Here is a 15,606-nt window from a genome sequence, read left to right on the forward strand (position 1 = left end):
GCCTTGAACCGGCTTCTCCAGCGACCTAGTCTTCGTCTCCTGACGGGGCAGAAGCGAAAGGCCGAATTCATGAACGTCCACACGGATCTGGCCGATGCTGTCGGAAACACGCCCCTCCTTCGGCTCCGCGCGGCGTCCGAAGCGACGGGATGCGAAATATTCGGCAAAGCCGAATTCCTGAACCCGGGCCAATCGGTCAAGGATCGCGCTGCCCTTTATATCATCCGGGACGCGGTGAAGCGCGGCCTGCTCGAGCCCGGGGGCACGATCGTCGAGGGGACCGCCGGGAACACCGGTATTGGCCTCAGCCTCGTGGGGGCGTCCATGGGGTTCAAATCGGTCATCGTGATCCCCGAGACGCAGAGCCAGGAAAAGAAGGACATGTTGCGCTATGCCGGTGCGCAACTGGTCGAGGTTCCGGCCGTCCCCTACAAGAACCCGAACAACTACGTCCGATATTCAGGTCGCTTGGCCGAAAAGCTTGCCGCGACCGCCGAACACGGCGCGATCTGGGCGAACCAGTTCGACAACACCGCGAACCGTCAGGCCCATATCGACATGACCGGCCCCGAAATCTGGGACCAAACGGGCGGCAAGATCGACGGCTTCATCTGCGCGGTCGGAACCGGCGGAACCATTGCGGGTATGGCCGCGGCCTTGCAGCCCAAGGGCGTGAAGATCGGCCTCGCGGATCCCGAAGGCTCGGGCATGTTCAAGATCTATACCGGAGAAGAGAATCCGGGCGACTCGATCACCGAAGGGATCGGGCAGGGCCGCGTGACCCAGAACCTCGAGGGGTTCACGCCGGATTTCTGCTATCGCATCCCGGATTCCGAAGCGCTTCCGGTCATCTTCGACCTCCTGAAGCACGAAGGCCTGTGCATGGGGGGCTCAACCGGGACCAACGTTGCGGGCGCGATGAGGCTGGCAAGGGAGTTGGGGCCGGGTCATACCATCGTGACGATCCTATGTGACTACGGCACCCGCTACAGTTCCAAGATCTTTAATCCCGAGTTCCTGCGTGAAAAGGGACTGCCGACGCCGGATTGGCTGGAGGGCGGGGCGCGGATCGATTTGCCGACGGTCTACGAAAACCCCTGATCCTCGCCCAACGGTACTTGAACTCCCCCACCGCTCGCGTTTACACCCACCGGCGGAGAGGTGGCCGAGTGGTCGAAGGCGCACGCCTGGAAAGTGTGTAGGCGGGAAACCGTCTCGAGGGTTCGAATCCCTTCCTCTCCGCCACAGCCTGTCTGGGCTGGCGCAAGAAAAAATATAAACATCAGTGGTTTAGCGCCGGGCTCCTATCCTGCCTAGCTTGGACGTCTTGTTTTGCCACCCTTTTTGCACCACGTTCTGCTACACATGTAGCGGAAGCAGCCATGCCGAACATCATCCTTCGCGGTCGAACGTGGTACCTCAAGCGGCGGGTGCCGAAACGCTATGCGTCGGTCGAGCCGCGCCCGGTGCTCTGGGAAAGCCTGAAGACCGACTCGAAGAGCGTCGCCCTCGGCAAGGCCGAGCGGGTGTGGGCGGGCTATATCGACGGCTGGGAAGCGCGTCTTGCGGGACGCGACGGCGAAGCCGAGGCGCGGTTCCGGGCGGCGCAGGATCTCGCGGCCATGCGCGGGTTCTCGTTCCTGACCGCCGCCCAGGTGGCCGAGCGGCCGTTGCAAGAGGTGTTGGCCCGGGTCGAATCCGCCCGAACGCCGGACGGAGTGCCGGACCCCGTGATCGCCGCTGGCGTTCTGGGAGGTGTCGAGGCGCCCAAAGTGATGCTGTCGGAGCTGGTCGCGCGGGACGAGCAGATCTCGGCCCATGACAACCGCTTCAAGAGTTCCCAGCAGATGCGGGTCTGGCGCACCCCTCGCAAGCGCGCGGTGGCCAATCTCATCGCCGCCCTGGGCGGTGACCGTCCGGTCGTGGAAGTGGGCGCGGCGGAGGCGCGGCAGCACAAGCGGTGGTGGCAGGCCCGGATCGCCGAGGAGGGCCAGTCGGCGCAGACGGTGAACAAGGACTTCAACTACCTCGCCGGGATGTTCGCGCGGTTCTACGACGACATCGATCATCCCGACCCGCCGCGCCCCTATGCCGGGGTGTCGCTGAAAGACCGGCATGCGAAGATCAGGCGCAAGGACGAGGTGCCCGTGGCCTATATTTCCGAGCGGTGGCTCGCGCCCGGCGCGTTCGACGGCTTGAACGACGAGGCGCGGGATATCCTCCTCATCTCCGTCGAGACGGGGTGTCGGCAGAGCGAGATCTACAACCTGCCGGCGTCGGCCTTCCAGCTCGAGGCGCCGATCCCGCATCTGCTGGTCAGGAACGAGGCGTCCGATAACCCGAAGGAACGGCGCGAGGTGAAGAACCGGCATTCGATCCGGCCGGTGCCCCTCGTCGGCTTGGCCCTCGCCGCTGCCCGTCGGCATCCCTACGGCTTCCCGCGCTACCGGGGGACGGCTAGCTACAGCGCCACCGTGAACAAGTATCTCAAGGCGCACGACCTCGTCCCCGAGGGTGTCACGGCGGGAGGCATCCGGCACACCTGGGAAAGCCGGCTCAAGGCGGCCGGCCTGCCGATGGACGATCGCGGCGAACTGATGGGACATTCGGTCAGCGCGGTCCGCAACCGCGAGGCCTACGGCAACGACATGGATCTGGAGATACGGCGGGATCACGTGGCGTCGATCGCGTTCACGGTTCCGGATCATCTGGCGTAGGGGCGGCATTGCGCGATGCGCGCGCCTTGCGGATCTCCCGGGCGCGGGAGCGGGCATCCTGCTTCGCGCGGGCGGCGGCCAGGTCTTCTTCGAGCCGCTCGAAGATGGGCAGATATACGAGGTCGTCCTCGAGAAGCACCGCCACGTCTTCGAGCGCCTGTTCGATCCGCGCGATATCGATCTCGGAGATGCCGGGCTGACCCATCACGCACCTTCAGTCCGGCAGGACCGGAGATGGAGACGGAGGATGGACGGGCGGGTCATCGGGCAAAGTCTCTCCGGGCGCGCAACACGGGGGTTGCGCGGGCAAGGCAGGGCAAGGGTTGGTTTGTGGCGTCAGGGCCGGATTGGGCTCAATCTACCACGCGGCGGCGACATCGCCTCGTCTTAACCTGTCCGGAAACTGCTGTTTTCGTTCGCCTTCATCCCCAGGAAGCATGTCCGGAGCGCGTTTTCCGGCTTGACACTTACACGCCGGCCGAGCGTCACGGTTCGGCCAGGGTCGGACGGTTGTCCGGACGTTCCTTGGTGTCGAGATCGAGGCTTTCCGTCGATCCATCCGACCATCTGATTTTCAGCAGGCCCGCGGGAAGATCGGGGCGGAAGCGAGCGCCGGGGTCCTGCGCCCGGGCACGCTTCACCGCCGTGATCAGGCGGTGACCGCGTGTGACGCGGGGTCGAGGCCCAGGTGATACGTCAGATCGTGCAGCTCCGTTCGCAGTGCTGCCAGCTCGGCGTTCCGGGATCGGGCCAGGGCCAGCAGGTCGGCGATCTCCCGGTCGCGCCGATCCGCCGCGGCTTGAAGGGTGGTCAGCTGCGACCTCATTTCGGTCATCCCATCGGCCATCAGCATCGCCGACCGCGTCACCTCCTCCAGCGTCGCCTCGAGCTTCTGCGCCAATTCCTCCATGCTGATGTCCGGATGGCGAAAGAGGTCCAGGAGGAGCTGAAGGTTCCGGATGCCGTCCCCGTTCCGCAGGACCTGCTCGTGGGTCTCTTCCTGCTTCGTGAAGAGGTAACGAAGCCGGTTCAGGAGGGTGGGCGTGGGCGAGGGATCGTTCCAGATGGTCATTGGTCGTCTCCAGTTTGTTCAAGATGGTGGCCCAAGCGGGCAGTCGGGCGTGCAGACCTGTGAGCAGGGCCTGGAGGGGCAAGACCCGCCGGGCGGTCGCGAGGGTCCGGGCGTGGCGGAACCGGGCGGCGAGCCCGTCCGGGGTCAGGGTGTCGGAAAGCGTGCTGAGCCAGGCACCGGCTCCGGGCGCGTCCGTGTCGGCTTCGATCTTCAATCCCGCCTTCCCGGAGGTCGTCTCGCGTCGGACGATGCGGACCCCCTGGGGGCGCAGCGCCGCGTTCAGGGCTTCGAGATCGAAGGGCAGGCTGGCGAAGGCCGTCTCCAGGGCCGCGGCGGCCTTGGCCTTGAACCCGGTCCGGCGGCGCAAGGGGATCAGCGGCACGGCCCGGATCGGGTCGCCCGGCTCTTCGTAGTCGGGCTGGGGCAGGTCGGCGGCATGGCAGGCGGCGCGATGCGCGGCCGTGCAGTCCGCCTTCGTGGGATCCACGTCGAGGGCGCGGCCGGCGAAGGTGACCGGCAGAACATAGACATGGATATGGTCGCAGGTCGTGTCGCAATGCCGCCAGGCGACCCACGGGACCGTATCGGCGGGAATGCCGAAGGTTCGGAACACGGCGCGGATCACGTCTCGCCAGGCCTCATCAGAGAGATGCATCCCCTCGGGCGCCGACAGGGCGATGTTGAGGATCGGTCTGGGCTCCCGGCTGTTCCGGGCGAGTCGCTCAACAACCTGGCGGCGAGGCCGGGGAGACAGGCTTGCGATCGTGCCGCCGACGAGCTCGGCGCCCGCGCGGCCGTTATACGTGTCGGCGACAGAGACGTAAGCATGTCGCTTGACGTACGGCCTCATGTCTCATTTCCCGTGCCGAGGAGGACGGCTTCGCGAAGCTCCGCGATCACCGGGTCGAGCAGGGGGCGCAGATCAGGCCATGACGTCCGCGCGGCATCGAGATCGTGGAGCACCTGACCGGTGATCCCGATCATCTGCGCGACACTGTCCGCCGCGATGACCTCTCCGTTCAGGAGTGCCGCGCGGGTAAAGCCCGCGCGCGACAGACCCAGCAGCTTGCGCTGCGCCTCGGCCGCCGCGTGGTCTTCGGCAGTGAGCCACGTCTCCCATTTCACCTTCTGTTCCTTGCCCATGGCAAATCTCGTAGTTCCGCGGCCGGGCGTGGCCGTCTTCGAGATCGAAACTACCAAGGTCCGGCGAAAGAATCTGCCGGAAGGGTGTCCGGGAAAGCGTGTCCCGGACACGAACCTGTAGATTGCGCGGCGGCCTAGGGGATGCGCCGCCGCGCCGGCGTGACGAACGCCCGGCGCCGGTCGATAGAGACCTGCGGCTTACGTGGAACGGGCCGCCGGGATGCTGGGGGAGATGCCGCGCGCCTGTTGGTCGGTCGAAGGTCCGGCACCTCGTCACGGCGCGCTGCCGGGGGTGGGCGCCGCTTCAGGCCGCGGTCCGCCGAAGGCGTCTGGCCGGGCGGATTCTTGCTGCACGGTCTAGGTCCTTGCAAGACGCCGTTATGATGATGGCTAGAGTGATTATGATGCAAGCTGAACCGACATACGCGCTGCCGGGGCGATGTCGTTCATAGCTCCTCGATGGACGCGCCGATCATGTCGTGCAGGGTGTTCCGCATCGTGCTGGACGGCGATGCCTGCCCTCGGTTTCGGAGGACGCCGCGGTTCGGTAAAAGCCGAGGCGATCTGTGCAAGGATGAATCGCGTGAACAACCCTCGCTGCTCGATGAAGGTGGCCGGTTCCCGTTCTCAACTGGAACGCAGGTGGTTAAGGCAAGACATGCCGACATTGCTATGGGATCGGGCGAGAGTATTGGTTCGGCCCCGTTCGTAGGCGCAGGCATCGGCGTTCTCACACCCCGAACGGATCGCGCCGCAATCGGTAGACGCGCGGCCGATCCGGAACGTAGCGTCCGCGAGGCCGCAGCACGGAGCAGGGCCATCTATGGATTTGGCTGGACGAGCGGGCTGTGCCGGCGTTCTCGGTTCGTCTTCTGCCGGTCGACGGTCCTGGCGCGCTCGGTTGCGCGCGGCTTCACGTCCGGAACCTTCGGTTGGGATCACGACGCCCTCATCTCAGCAACGATTCTCGTTTACGGTATCGGCGTCGTAACCCGCAACGTAAGAGCCTTCGAGACAATCGACGTGCCGTTGATCGACCCGCGGGTATAAGGGAAGGCAGGGGCTAACCATACAGCCGACTTATGGGATCCGGGTCAACGCGCTGCGCGGGCGCGGTTAAGCTCCAGCAGGTGGGCGAGGGCGTCGTCCTCTGAAATGTCGGCGGGCCAGCCGTAGGCGTCCGCGACGGCGGCATCGAGCCGGTCGTGCAGGCCCGCAAGCCAAGCGGGACGCGCGTTATAGAGCTTCGTCAGCGTGCGCTTCTTCAGCTCCTTCGCCGCCGCCTCGTCTTTGGGCAGGATGCGGTCGGGATAGCCCTCGACCACCTCGGGCTCGCGCCGGACCAGTTCGGGCGGGTTCAGCCACGCCTCGCGCTTCTCATTAAGCACCCACGCCGCCGCGGCGATGGCCTCGGCGCGCGGATCGTTCGCATAGTCGGCGGCGGGGGACGCCCCAACCTTCACCGGACCCTGAAACGCCACCCCCTTATTCTCCCCCAACCTTTCCGCCGTCGTCAGGTCCAGCCCCGCCGTCAGGTCCGCCGCGATGCGCTCGACTTCCGTGCCGTCGAGGCGCGGACGGCTGTTTGTTGTGGGCTCTCCGAGCATCACCATCGACACGCGCACGGCGGCGCCCGCGACGGTCCAGGGCTCGTCCGACCATGCCTCAAAGATCGCGCCGGCCTCGGCCGGTTTAGTGAGCACCGTGCGGTTGGCCCCGCCCCGGATCGAATTTGTCGTAACCAGCCCCGCTCGTCGGGTCCGTCCCGCCGCAATGGCTTGCCAGGCGCCCGCGACCCAGTAGGCGACCAGATCGGCCCCGCCCGGCACCTCCGGCCACGCCGCGCGCAGGCTCATCGCGTAGCCCTCGCTCAGCTCGCCCACCATGCGCTTGTTGCCCAGGAACGGCGGATTGCCGATGATGAACTCGGCAGCGGGCCAGTCGGCCGCTGTGCCGTCCGCGCCCAGCACCGCGTCGCGGCACTCAATGGTGCCGAGGGGCTTCAGGATCGGGTCCTTCGATGCCTCGAACCCGTTGCGGCGCATCCACTGGATCTCGGCGATCCAGGTCGAGACGCGGGCAAGCTCGGCCGCGTAGGGGTTCAGCTCGATCCCCAGCACGCATTCGGGCCCGACCTGCGGGGCAGGGCGGGGCAGTCCCAAAGCCTCGGCGTCCAGACTGACGCGGTGTTCCAGATCCTTCAGCGCCGTCAGCGCGAGATTCAGGAAGTTCCCGGACCCGCAGGCGGGGTCCAGCACGCGCACCGCGCGCAGCCGTTCGAGGAACCCCAGATGCGCCTTTACCGCCGTCTCATGCGCCCGGTTCGCGCGCCGGGTCTGTGCGCCCGACTTGGCGGCGGCACGGGTGCGTGCGGCCTCGGCCTTGGCGTCCCGCTCTTCCTGCAAAGCCGCGGCGATGATCGCCCGGGCGGCTTCCCATTCGGCCTTCAGCGGGCGCAAGACCACGGGGTCGACGATCTGCATGATCTTGGCGGCATCGGTGTAATGCGCGCCAAGCTGGCTGCGCTTGTCGGGGTCGAGCCCCCGTTCGAACAGCGTGCCCAGAAGCGAGGCGTCGATCTGGCTCCAGTCCATCTTCGCCGCCTTGCGCAGCATCCCGATGTCATCCGCTGTGACAGGCAGGACGGTCTCGTCGTCAAACAGGCCGCCGTTGAACCAGGGGATCGGGGTGTAGCCGATCTTGCCGCCTTTTGTCGCCATGGCCCTGAAGAGGTCCCGGCAATTCTCCTCAAACGAGGCGGGATCGGAAACGATGACCATCTTCTGGAACATCTTCTCGGGCAGAAGATTCACGTCCTCGGCGAACATGCAGAAGACCAGGCGATTGACGAAATGCGCCACCTCTCCGGCGGCGTGGCCGGACTGGCGCAGGCGCAGGGCCAAATCGGCAAAGGTAGCGGCGGCGTCTTCGGTCAGGTCGGCGCGGGTCCGGCGGGGCCGAAAGCTTAATGGGTCCTCGAAGGCGCGGCACAGCAGGTCCCGGGTGGCGGCATCGCGCAGGTCGTCGATGGCGATGTCGTGGCGTTCCTGCACGGCCCCGGTGAACGCCGTGCGCAGGACAATGGCTTGCGTGTCCGAGACGATCAGGAGCGGTGGGTGGTCAAGCGCCGGTGCATAGCGTTGCACCTGGGCGTAGGCCGCGTCGAGGTTGGCCTTCGTTTTCTTGTACTCCCAGGCGAAGGCGTCCTTTAGCCAGACATCGGCCCACCCGTCGCCGCCCGTCGTCTTGCCCGCGCCTTTCTCGAACTCGAACGTGCCAGCGGTAAGGGGGGAAGGTGGATCAATGCCCAGAAGGGCGCAGAGATCGCGGAAATGAGATTGCGCGGAGGCGCGCTCGGACAAGGGGTTGCCCGACCAGGTCCGGATGAAATCGTCAGGGGTCATACGCTCAGAACCGATCCTTCAGCCGCTGCATGAAGTCCATGCGCTCATGCAGAATGGCGATAATGATCGGCCTGTCGCCGGTAAGCCAGACGATGTGATGATGCTCGCACCGAAGAATGCGGACATCGTTGGGTAGTTCGTCAAATGACCTCGACCGCGCGCGGCCTTCCCCCACAGCGTCGAAGCATGCCCCGATCCGGTCGAAGTACCTGTCGGCCTGATCGCTCCCCCACGTCTCGTAGGTGTAACGCCAGATGTCCCGCAGATCTTCTTCGGCGGCGGCCGTGAGGTCGTAGGTCTTCATACAGACGGCTACAGCCCGACTTGCTTGCGCGCTTCGCGGCGGATCTCGTCCATTGACTTGTTGGAAAGATTGCTTCGACGCGCTTGTTCAATCCGGGGTTCCAGAAACTCAGCCAAGACACTGAATGCCTCATCTTCGGTCATTCCCTCGAGGGGAGGGGCGTCCCTCAACGTCCGGTTCAGGACGTAGTCCTTGATGCTCTGACCCTTCAGGGCAGCGATAGCCTTGAGCTTCTGGTGCTCTTCGGGGGTGATGTCGATCGATAGTCTAGGCATGCCCGTCTTCTAGCATCGTCCCGGCAACAAAACAACATTTGTGCGCGGAAGGCGCTTAACGGACTGAGTCATTTTGTTAAATGCGCGACCCGGTACGACCGGCGTCCTTGCAACAGGAAGGGCGTATTCCGTTGAAAAACTCTCGCTTGATCGAGGGCCATCTCGTTGGTTCAATTCCGGCATAAGGCGGGAGGAATGGCGATGATGGGACCAAGGCAGGAGGCGCAACCGGCGCTTTTCTATGAGTTCTCGCTTGAGGATCACGTCCCGCAAGACCACCTGCTTCGCTCCATTGACCGCTTCGTCAATCTGAGTAGAATCCGCGGCCATCTGGCGGAATTCTACAGCCATACCGGCCGTCCTTCGGTTGATCCCGAGCTGCTGATCCGGATGCTGCTGGTCGGCTATTGCTTCGGCATCCGGTCGGAGCGGCGGCTGTGCGAAGAGGTGCATCTGAACCTGGCGTATCGGTGGTTCTGCCGGCTCGACCTGAGTGACCGCGTTCCAGACCATTCGACCTTCTCCAAGAACCGGCATGGTCGGTTCCGGGAGAGCGAGCTGCTGCGACACCTGTTCGAAGTGATAGTCGCACGGTGCATCGCCGAGGGCCTGTTCAGCGGGCAGCGCATGGCGGTCGATGCCAGCCTGATCGAGGCGGACGCCAACAAGCAGAACTCGACGCCGAAGGAAGAATGGGACGCTGAACGGATCGACCCGGTAGATGCACCCCGCGCGGTCCGCGAGTATCTCGACACGCTGGACCAGGCTGCGTTCGGCGCCGCCAGCGAGGTCCGGCCCAAGTTCACTTCACATTCCGACCCGGCCAGCCAGTGGACCGCCGCGCGTAAAGGGCCGGCATTCTTCAGCTATTCCGACAACTATCTGATCGACACGGATCACGGGGTGATCGTCGACGTGGAGGCCACGCGGTCGATCCGACAGGCCGAGGTCGGATCGACGAAGACCATGCTGGACCGCGTGAAGGACAGGTTCGGTCTGCATCCCGAGCGCCTGATCGCGGATACGGCCTACGGCACCGGGCCGATGCTGGGCTGGCTGGTCGAACGCAAGATCACCCCGCACATCCCCGTCTTCGACAAGTCGGGACGCAGCGACGGGACCTGGACCCGGGCGGACTTCGAATGGGATGCCGAGAACGACCAGTACATCTGCCCCGAGGGCCACGAGCTGAAGCAATTCCGCCGGAACTATTCCGATCCAAACCGGGGGCCGACCGACAAAGGGACGGCCCGCTATCGGGTGTTGAAAGAGGTTTGCCAGGCCTGCCCATCCAAGGCGAAGTGCTGCCCGAACGCGGACGCCCGCAAGATCACCCGCGAGGAGCATGAGGACGCACGCCAAGTCGCCCGCGACATCTCCAAGACCGACCAGTACGTGATTTCGATGAGGCTAAGGAAGAAGGTCGAGATGCTCTTCGCGCATCTCAAGCGCATCCTCGGCCTTGGAAGGCTCCGATTACGTGGCCCGAGCGGCGCGAATGACGAATTCCTCCTCGCCTCCACCGCCCAGAACCTCAGGAAGCTGGCGAAGATACTTCCCGCACCGCAGCAAACGCGAAACGCTTGAAGCGGAGGCGTTTGGGCCTGGGTAAACCATCGCCATTCTGCACTCGCGAACGGGTGTTTTTCCACAGAATCGGCGGAGAGCGGACCTTCGCTGCATGTGCAGGATGACCGAATGAACGGTCGGGGAGCTGGCTTTCGCTGCGGCCTCCGTAGATTGCAGAAATCGCTGGAAGCGGACCGTCTGCCGCCGTCCTGGCCGACGGCACGCGAACAAGGCGAGCCGTCACGTTTCGCTCAGGTCAGACCGGGCGGCGCAGGGCCTTGCCTTTAGCAGCGCGAGGCTGGACCAGCGGCGGGGTCATCCTGGCGCTGGCAACGAGAAAAGCTCATACAGATGTGGGCTTTTCTGACGCGCGCAGTTAATTCTATGCTGTAGGCAACCTCATTGGCGGAGATTGGACGATTGAATTTTGAAAGCTGCGGGCCGTTTGAGTTCCCGCGAGATAGGGCCAAACACTGGCGAACAGAATTCTGGGAAGAAGTCGAGTATGTCTGGGAAGGTTTGAGCAACGCTGTAGGCTGCTACGCCTTCTGCATCGACAATGGACGTAAAATACGCCCATGGTATGTCGGGAAAACGCTTGCGCAGGGTGGATTTCAAGATGAAATATTTACTCCGCATAAACTTGATCATTACTCTTCGATCTTGGTCCCAGGTGATGCGCACAAATCCTACCGTCGCGGCAAACCTTCAATTATTCTCTTTCCATTAGTTACAGCTACATGGAGACTCTCAGAAAATCGTAGCAGTTCCGAAGCTTATGTTGACTGGCTGGAAACAACTCTTATCGGCATGGCGCTGTCGCGAAATCCTGAAATTGCAAATACCAGCAAGACGCGCTTCCATCGAGAAGTCTACGTCAATGGAATTATTGGCGGACAGTTTCAAGGTCGACCGAGCGATGGCGCAAATTTTGCCAGACGAACATTTCGGGCAGAATAAACGTGCCGAGGAGCTATCGCGTCTCCAGAGGGCGCCGCGAGGCTCAGTATGGCCGCAAGCTGCGCCCGACATGGCTTCGCGCCCAGGGCTGAGACCCAGCCCCCGCCGCATCCGAGGCCAAGTCTCGAAGAGGGCGGTTTTCGGACTTTCTCTGCAAGTGCAAACGTAACTTGGTCAAGGTTCAGGACCTGACATTCAGTTAGGCCCAACTCCCCAGATCCAAGGAAGCCGAAACTGACCGCGCTACCAAGAATTCAATATCGGCGCGAGGCACTGGCTTATCAAACGAAAAACAGTGTTGTCGCGGGGTGAGTTGGCGTACCTCAAATCAAAAATTATGCACGCCCAAAGCATTGTAATCTATTTGTAAGGAACTCATATTGCGTGAGAACAAAAGGGGAAATTAGAGTATGGCTGTTGCGATCACCAAACAGGCCGAAGCATATCTTGAGGCTTTGACAGAGGCGCTCGAGATCCCGTCGGCACGCTACGAACAGGCGGAAAAGAGCTATAAATCACTCGGCGACTGGCTGCATCGGGACGCGTCCAGCGTCCGGGATCATGATCCGGAAATCTTTGTGCAGGGTTCCTTTCGGCTCGGCACGGTCACCAGGCCGATATCTGACGATGAAGAGTATGACGTGGACTGCGCCTGCTCGCTCACAAGTCTGAGCAAGTCTGACCTGTCGCAGCACGATCTGAAAGACATGCTGGGTGAGGAAATCAAGCTCTACCGTGACAGCAAGTGCATCAAGAAACCGGTGCACGAAGGCCGACGGTGCTGGCGTCTTGAATACGCCGATGGCGCCCAGTTCCATATGGACATCGTTCCCTGTATTCCAAACGCCGAAGATCAACGACTGCTGCTTGAGGCGCGCAATCTCGATGCACAGTTTGCCGACACGGCCATCGCCATCACGGACAATGAGGAACCGGCGTATGACGCCGTAACGGACGATTGGCCACGTTCCAATCCGCGGGGTTACGCGGAGTGGTTCAAATCGCGCATGGGCGACGTTTTTCTCCGCAAGCGTCAGCAGATCCTGAATGAAATGCGCGCGGAGGGTGTGACCGCCAGTGTCGAAGACATCCCGACATATCAGGTGCGCACACCGCTGCAATCCGCCATCATGATTTTGAAACGGCATCGTGACTCAATGTTCGCGGATGATCCCACGGACAAACCGATTTCGATCATCATTTCCTCGCTTGCTGCGCACGCTTATCAGGGAGAGGAAACGATTGGCTATGCTCTACTGTCGATTCTGAGCCGGATGGAGGACGCAATCGAGCATGACGGGACAAAGTACATCATCAAGAACCCGACTGACGCGCTCGAGAACTTCGCTGATAAGTGGGAGGACCACCCGGAGCGCGCCGATGCGTTCTTCGAATGGCTGAAGCAAGCGCGAGAGGATTTTTCCGCCGTCGGCCGTCTGGCCGAACACAGGCGCATGGCAACTGTGCTGGCGAGCCGTATGGGGCGGGATCTCACCGATCGGGCAAGCAATGGTGTATTGCAGCCATCGCGGCCAAGCTCGTCCGGTCTTGTGAAGGCTGCAGGGGTAGCCTCGGCGACCTCAGCCCCCAGTGTTTCCTTCGCAGACACACCTCGGACGCCTAAAAAGCCTGACGGTTTCGCATGACTTGGTGGCTCCTGCAGAATTCAAGACTGGGGACGGAAAAGGCCGCCCTCGCGGAACTTGAGGGCGGCGCGGATTGGCTGTCTGTCGGAAAATGGCAAGCCAACAGCGATCTCGAGATGTGCGTCGATTTCACAATCATGCATGGCGATAAGCGGTTTGTGTTTCAGATGCGGTATCCAAGTGTTTTTCCAGATACGCCGCCGATGATTTTCACAGAAGACGCGTCGCAAATTTCGAACCATCAATATGGGGCTGACGGTGAGCTTTGCCTCGAACACCGGCCGGATAACTGGCATCCTTCGATCACGGGCGCGGATATGGTGGCGAGCTGCCAACGTCTGATTGTCGAAGAGCAGCCTGAGAGTGGCGAGATCGTGCGTGCGCGATCCGCACACACTGCATCTCTCGGACGTGACCTTCGATCCAAGTCCTGTCGTTTCTTGATGAGCGAGAATGATCTGAAAGCAGTCAACGAGCTGCCGGACCTCGAGGAAAGAGAGTTCACGCTTTCGGAGCGGAAGGCGGCAACCAGCTATCTTGCTTCACTCACACGCATCGGACCAAAGGATGATCCGACCTGGGTTAGCGATCTGGTTTTGCCCGATGGATTTGCGAAAGAAACGGGAACGGTCGTGCGCGTGCCGGGAGCAGGGAACTTTGGCGCTGTTACCGTCGAATCCCTTGGTGCTTTTCTGGACGGCGAAGGTCTTGGTGAACTGCGGGGCAGAGTGTTCGACACTGATGCGTTCACCCATTTGCTGTTGGGCTACGAAGAGAAATGGGAGCTGTTCTCGATCTTTGGCAAGCCTGACGACCGTAAGGTCTTGCCTTACAAGACCGTGATCGTTCCGGCCGCGCAGAGACGTGTGCCTGACGAGTTCAAATTGCTGGCTGACAAAACTGTCGGGATCGTTGGATGCGGCTCCGTTGGATCGAAGGTCGCGGCCAGTCTTTGCAGGACGGGCGTGGGCAAGTTTCTCTTAATTGATGAAGACATCTTTTTCCCCGGGAATGCGGTGCGCAACGAGTTGGACCTGAGTGTCACGGGCGCGCACAAGGCGTTCGGTCTGCGCGAGCGGCTGAAAAACCTGGCGCCTGAAGTGAGTGTCAGAGCATTTCGCATGACGCTTGGCGGCCAAGAAAGCGCGGCTTCTATGGCCGGCGCGCTTGAGGCACTCGGGGAATGCGATGTGCTGGTCGACGCCACTGGGGCGCCGACCGCGTTCAACATGATCGCCTCAATGGCTACGCGCAAAAGTAAGCCAATGGTGTGGGCCCAAGTGTTCGCCGGGGGAATTGGTGGTCTTGTGGCCAGGGCGCGGCCCAATATCGATCCAATCCCGCTCATGGCGCGGGGGCAAATCGACAGCTGGTGTGAGGATCAAGGCGTCGAATGGGTCAAGCCGGAGGATCCAGAGCGCTATGCCGGTCAGAGCGCTGATGGGACGCCAATGCTTGCGGACGATGCAGATGTCAGTGTCATTGCCGCGCATGCCAGCCGCTTCGTGATCGATCTACTGGCCCGACCGGACGGCAGCATCTTTCCGGTCTCTGCCTACGTGATCGGCCTTTCATCGGAATGGCTGTTTGACCAACCCTTTGACACGCGGCCAATCGATTTGATCCCTATTGGGGAATGGGGTGAAACCATCGAACCGCTTGACGCGGATGCCTTGGTCGAGATCCTCAAGGCCCATTTGCCGCCAAAGGAGAACGCGGATGCAGTTGCAGTTGCCGACTGATGTTCTGCGACGCATGCGGCGCCATCTGTTCATGTCAGGGTCACGTGAGATCGGCGGCATCTTGATGGGCGAAGAGATCGGCGACCAAATGTTTCAGATCGTCGACTTCAGCGTAGACACATCCCGCGGAACACGAGCGCAATTTGTGCGCGACGCCGATCATCACGATGAGGCCCTTTCGACTTTCTTCGAAAGAACGGGTGACGAATACAGTCGCTTCAATTATCTGGGCGAATGGCACAGCCATCCGAGCTTCAGTGTGAACCCCAGTCTTCAAGACGTGCACGCCATGCAGGACCTCGTGGACGGCTCTGGAGGGGTGGATTTCGCCGTACTCTTCATCACTCGGCTGAGATGGTATTGGCGCTTCGAGTGCAGTGCCCATCTCTTCGTTCGCGGCCATCCTCCTTCCATGGTCACCGTCACAAGTGTGGCACGCTACTCTTAAATGAAAGACCGGCTCGAGAATGCTGAAACGACACTTCGACAACTTTCTCACAAAGCTCATCGACTGGCAGTTCCGGGTCGCAACGATCGAACGATATCTGATCGGGACGGGCGTAGGTTTGTTGATCGCGATCTTCGGCGGTGTGCCCCTGATCCTTGAACTTTTGCGATTTGTCCTTGGAGCCGTTCCTGAAGGCATCTGTCCGTCGTCAGATAATTTGGGACGTTTGAGCGCTTTCCAGACTGGAGGCTCTGGCTCACCGCTGATTGATGCTATGCGTTTTCAGTTTTGTGGCGCAAGCGCCGGGCGAGCATGGTTTTTCGTTT

The 15,606-nt window shown here is 62.1% G+C and carries 15 protein-coding genes, 1 tRNA gene and 2 pseudogenes; 10 read left to right on the forward strand and 8 right to left on the reverse strand.

What is annotated here, in order from left to right; genetic code table 11:
- Positions 1-69: 69 nt before the first annotated feature.
- From PAA8504_RS18655 to PAA8504_RS18665, 3 genes are all read left to right on the forward strand, one after another.
- The gene (locus PAA8504_RS18655; RefSeq protein ID WP_108895655.1) at positions 70-1,101 is read left to right on the forward strand and encodes a cysteine synthase A; all 1,032 of its coding nucleotides are present in this window, start codon (positions 70-72) and stop codon (positions 1,099-1,101) included.
- 54 nt (positions 1,102-1,155) lie between these two features.
- Positions 1,156-1,245, forward strand: a tRNA-Ser gene (locus PAA8504_RS18660).
- A gap of 137 nt (positions 1,246-1,382) precedes the next feature.
- A complete protein-coding gene (locus tag PAA8504_RS18665; protein ID WP_108895656.1) occupies positions 1,383-2,717 on the forward strand; it encodes a DUF6538 domain-containing protein in 1,335 nt (444 codons plus the stop codon).
- On the opposite strand, the gene PAA8504_RS18670 is transcribed toward PAA8504_RS18665, so the two are convergent.
- The 5 genes and pseudogenes from PAA8504_RS18670 to PAA8504_RS18685 all read right to left on the reverse strand — a co-directional run bounded on the left by PAA8504_RS18670 (position 2,692) and on the right by PAA8504_RS18685 (position 4,932).
- Positions 2,692-2,922 (reverse strand): hypothetical protein, encoded by a 231-nt coding sequence (locus PAA8504_RS18670; protein WP_108895657.1) that lies wholly within the window; start codon positions 2,920-2,922, stop codon positions 2,692-2,694. The genes PAA8504_RS18665 and PAA8504_RS18670 overlap by 26 nt on opposite strands.
- A gap of 280 nt (positions 2,923-3,202) precedes the next feature.
- Positions 3,203-3,358: a hypothetical protein gene (locus PAA8504_RS22180; protein WP_181375869.1), complete on the reverse strand. Its 156-nt coding sequence runs from the start codon at positions 3,356-3,358 to the stop codon at positions 3,203-3,205.
- A gap of 8 nt (positions 3,359-3,366) precedes the next feature.
- A complete protein-coding gene (locus PAA8504_RS18675; protein ID WP_108895658.1) occupies positions 3,367-3,789 on the reverse strand; it encodes a hypothetical protein in 423 nt (140 codons plus the stop codon).
- Positions 3,790-4,234: 445 nt separating this feature from the next.
- Positions 4,235-4,639, reverse strand: a pseudogene (locus tag PAA8504_RS22835) (relaxase/mobilization nuclease domain-containing protein); the annotation flags it as partial.
- Positions 4,636-4,932 carry a hypothetical protein gene (locus PAA8504_RS18685; RefSeq protein WP_108895660.1) on the reverse strand — a complete coding sequence of 99 codons (297 nt, stop codon included), beginning with the start codon at positions 4,930-4,932 and terminating at the stop codon, positions 4,636-4,638. The gene PAA8504_RS18685 and the pseudogene PAA8504_RS22835, both read right to left, overlap by 4 nt.
- Before the next feature lie 459 nt (positions 4,933-5,391).
- Here PAA8504_RS18685 and PAA8504_RS18690 point away from each other — a divergent pair, with 459 nt between their 5' ends.
- Positions 5,392-5,982, forward strand: coding sequence for a PIN domain-containing protein (locus PAA8504_RS18690; RefSeq protein WP_146190529.1), 591 nt, complete (start codon positions 5,392-5,394; stop codon positions 5,980-5,982).
- A gap of 44 nt (positions 5,983-6,026) precedes the next feature.
- Here PAA8504_RS18690 and PAA8504_RS18695 read toward each other — a convergent pair whose 3' ends face one another.
- The 3 genes from PAA8504_RS18695 to PAA8504_RS18705 are packed head-to-tail and all read right to left on the reverse strand — an operon-like array spanning position 6,027 to position 8,915.
- Positions 6,027-8,336, reverse strand: a complete 2,310-nt coding sequence (locus tag PAA8504_RS18695) for a DNA methyltransferase (protein WP_108895662.1) — start codon at positions 8,334-8,336, stop codon at positions 6,027-6,029.
- Between the two features lie 4 nt (positions 8,337-8,340).
- Positions 8,341-8,640: a type II toxin-antitoxin system RelE/ParE family toxin gene (locus tag PAA8504_RS18700; RefSeq protein ID WP_108895663.1), complete on the reverse strand. Its 300-nt coding sequence runs from the start codon at positions 8,638-8,640 to the stop codon at positions 8,341-8,343.
- 8 nt (positions 8,641-8,648) lie between these two features.
- The gene (locus PAA8504_RS18705; RefSeq protein WP_108895664.1) at positions 8,649-8,915 is read right to left on the reverse strand and encodes a type II TA system antitoxin, ParD family; all 267 of its coding nucleotides are present in this window, start codon (positions 8,913-8,915) and stop codon (positions 8,649-8,651) included.
- A gap of 201 nt (positions 8,916-9,116) precedes the next feature.
- Between PAA8504_RS18705 and PAA8504_RS18710 the strand changes: the two genes are divergently transcribed.
- The 6 genes and pseudogenes from PAA8504_RS18710 to PAA8504_RS22185 form a co-directional block, all read left to right on the forward strand.
- Positions 9,117-10,502, forward strand: a complete 1,386-nt coding sequence (locus tag PAA8504_RS18710) for an IS1182 family transposase (RefSeq protein WP_108895665.1) — start codon at positions 9,117-9,119, stop codon at positions 10,500-10,502.
- 402 nt (positions 10,503-10,904) lie between these two features.
- Positions 10,905-11,444 (forward strand): hypothetical protein, encoded by a 540-nt coding sequence (locus tag PAA8504_RS21885; RefSeq protein ID WP_146190530.1) that lies wholly within the window; start codon positions 10,905-10,907, stop codon positions 11,442-11,444.
- 410 nt (positions 11,445-11,854) lie between these two features.
- Positions 11,855-13,090 (forward strand): nucleotidyltransferase domain-containing protein, encoded by a 1,236-nt coding sequence (locus PAA8504_RS18715; RefSeq protein ID WP_108895666.1) that lies wholly within the window; start codon positions 11,855-11,857, stop codon positions 13,088-13,090.
- Positions 13,087-14,832 (forward strand): ThiF family adenylyltransferase, encoded by a 1,746-nt coding sequence (locus PAA8504_RS18720; RefSeq protein ID WP_108895667.1) that lies wholly within the window; start codon positions 13,087-13,089, stop codon positions 14,830-14,832. The genes PAA8504_RS18715 and PAA8504_RS18720 overlap by 4 nt, the downstream gene beginning before the upstream one ends.
- A complete protein-coding gene (locus PAA8504_RS18725) occupies positions 14,810-15,280 on the forward strand; it encodes a Mov34/MPN/PAD-1 family protein (RefSeq protein WP_108895668.1) in 471 nt (156 codons plus the stop codon). The genes PAA8504_RS18720 and PAA8504_RS18725 overlap by 23 nt, the downstream gene beginning before the upstream one ends.
- A 19-nt stretch (positions 15,281-15,299) precedes the next feature.
- Positions 15,300-15,606 (forward strand): annotated as a pseudogene (locus PAA8504_RS22185) (hypothetical protein); the annotation flags it as partial.

Source organism: Palleronia abyssalis, from assembly GCF_900302445.1.
GTDB lineage: Bacteria > Pseudomonadota > Alphaproteobacteria > Rhodobacterales > Rhodobacteraceae > Palleronia > Palleronia abyssalis.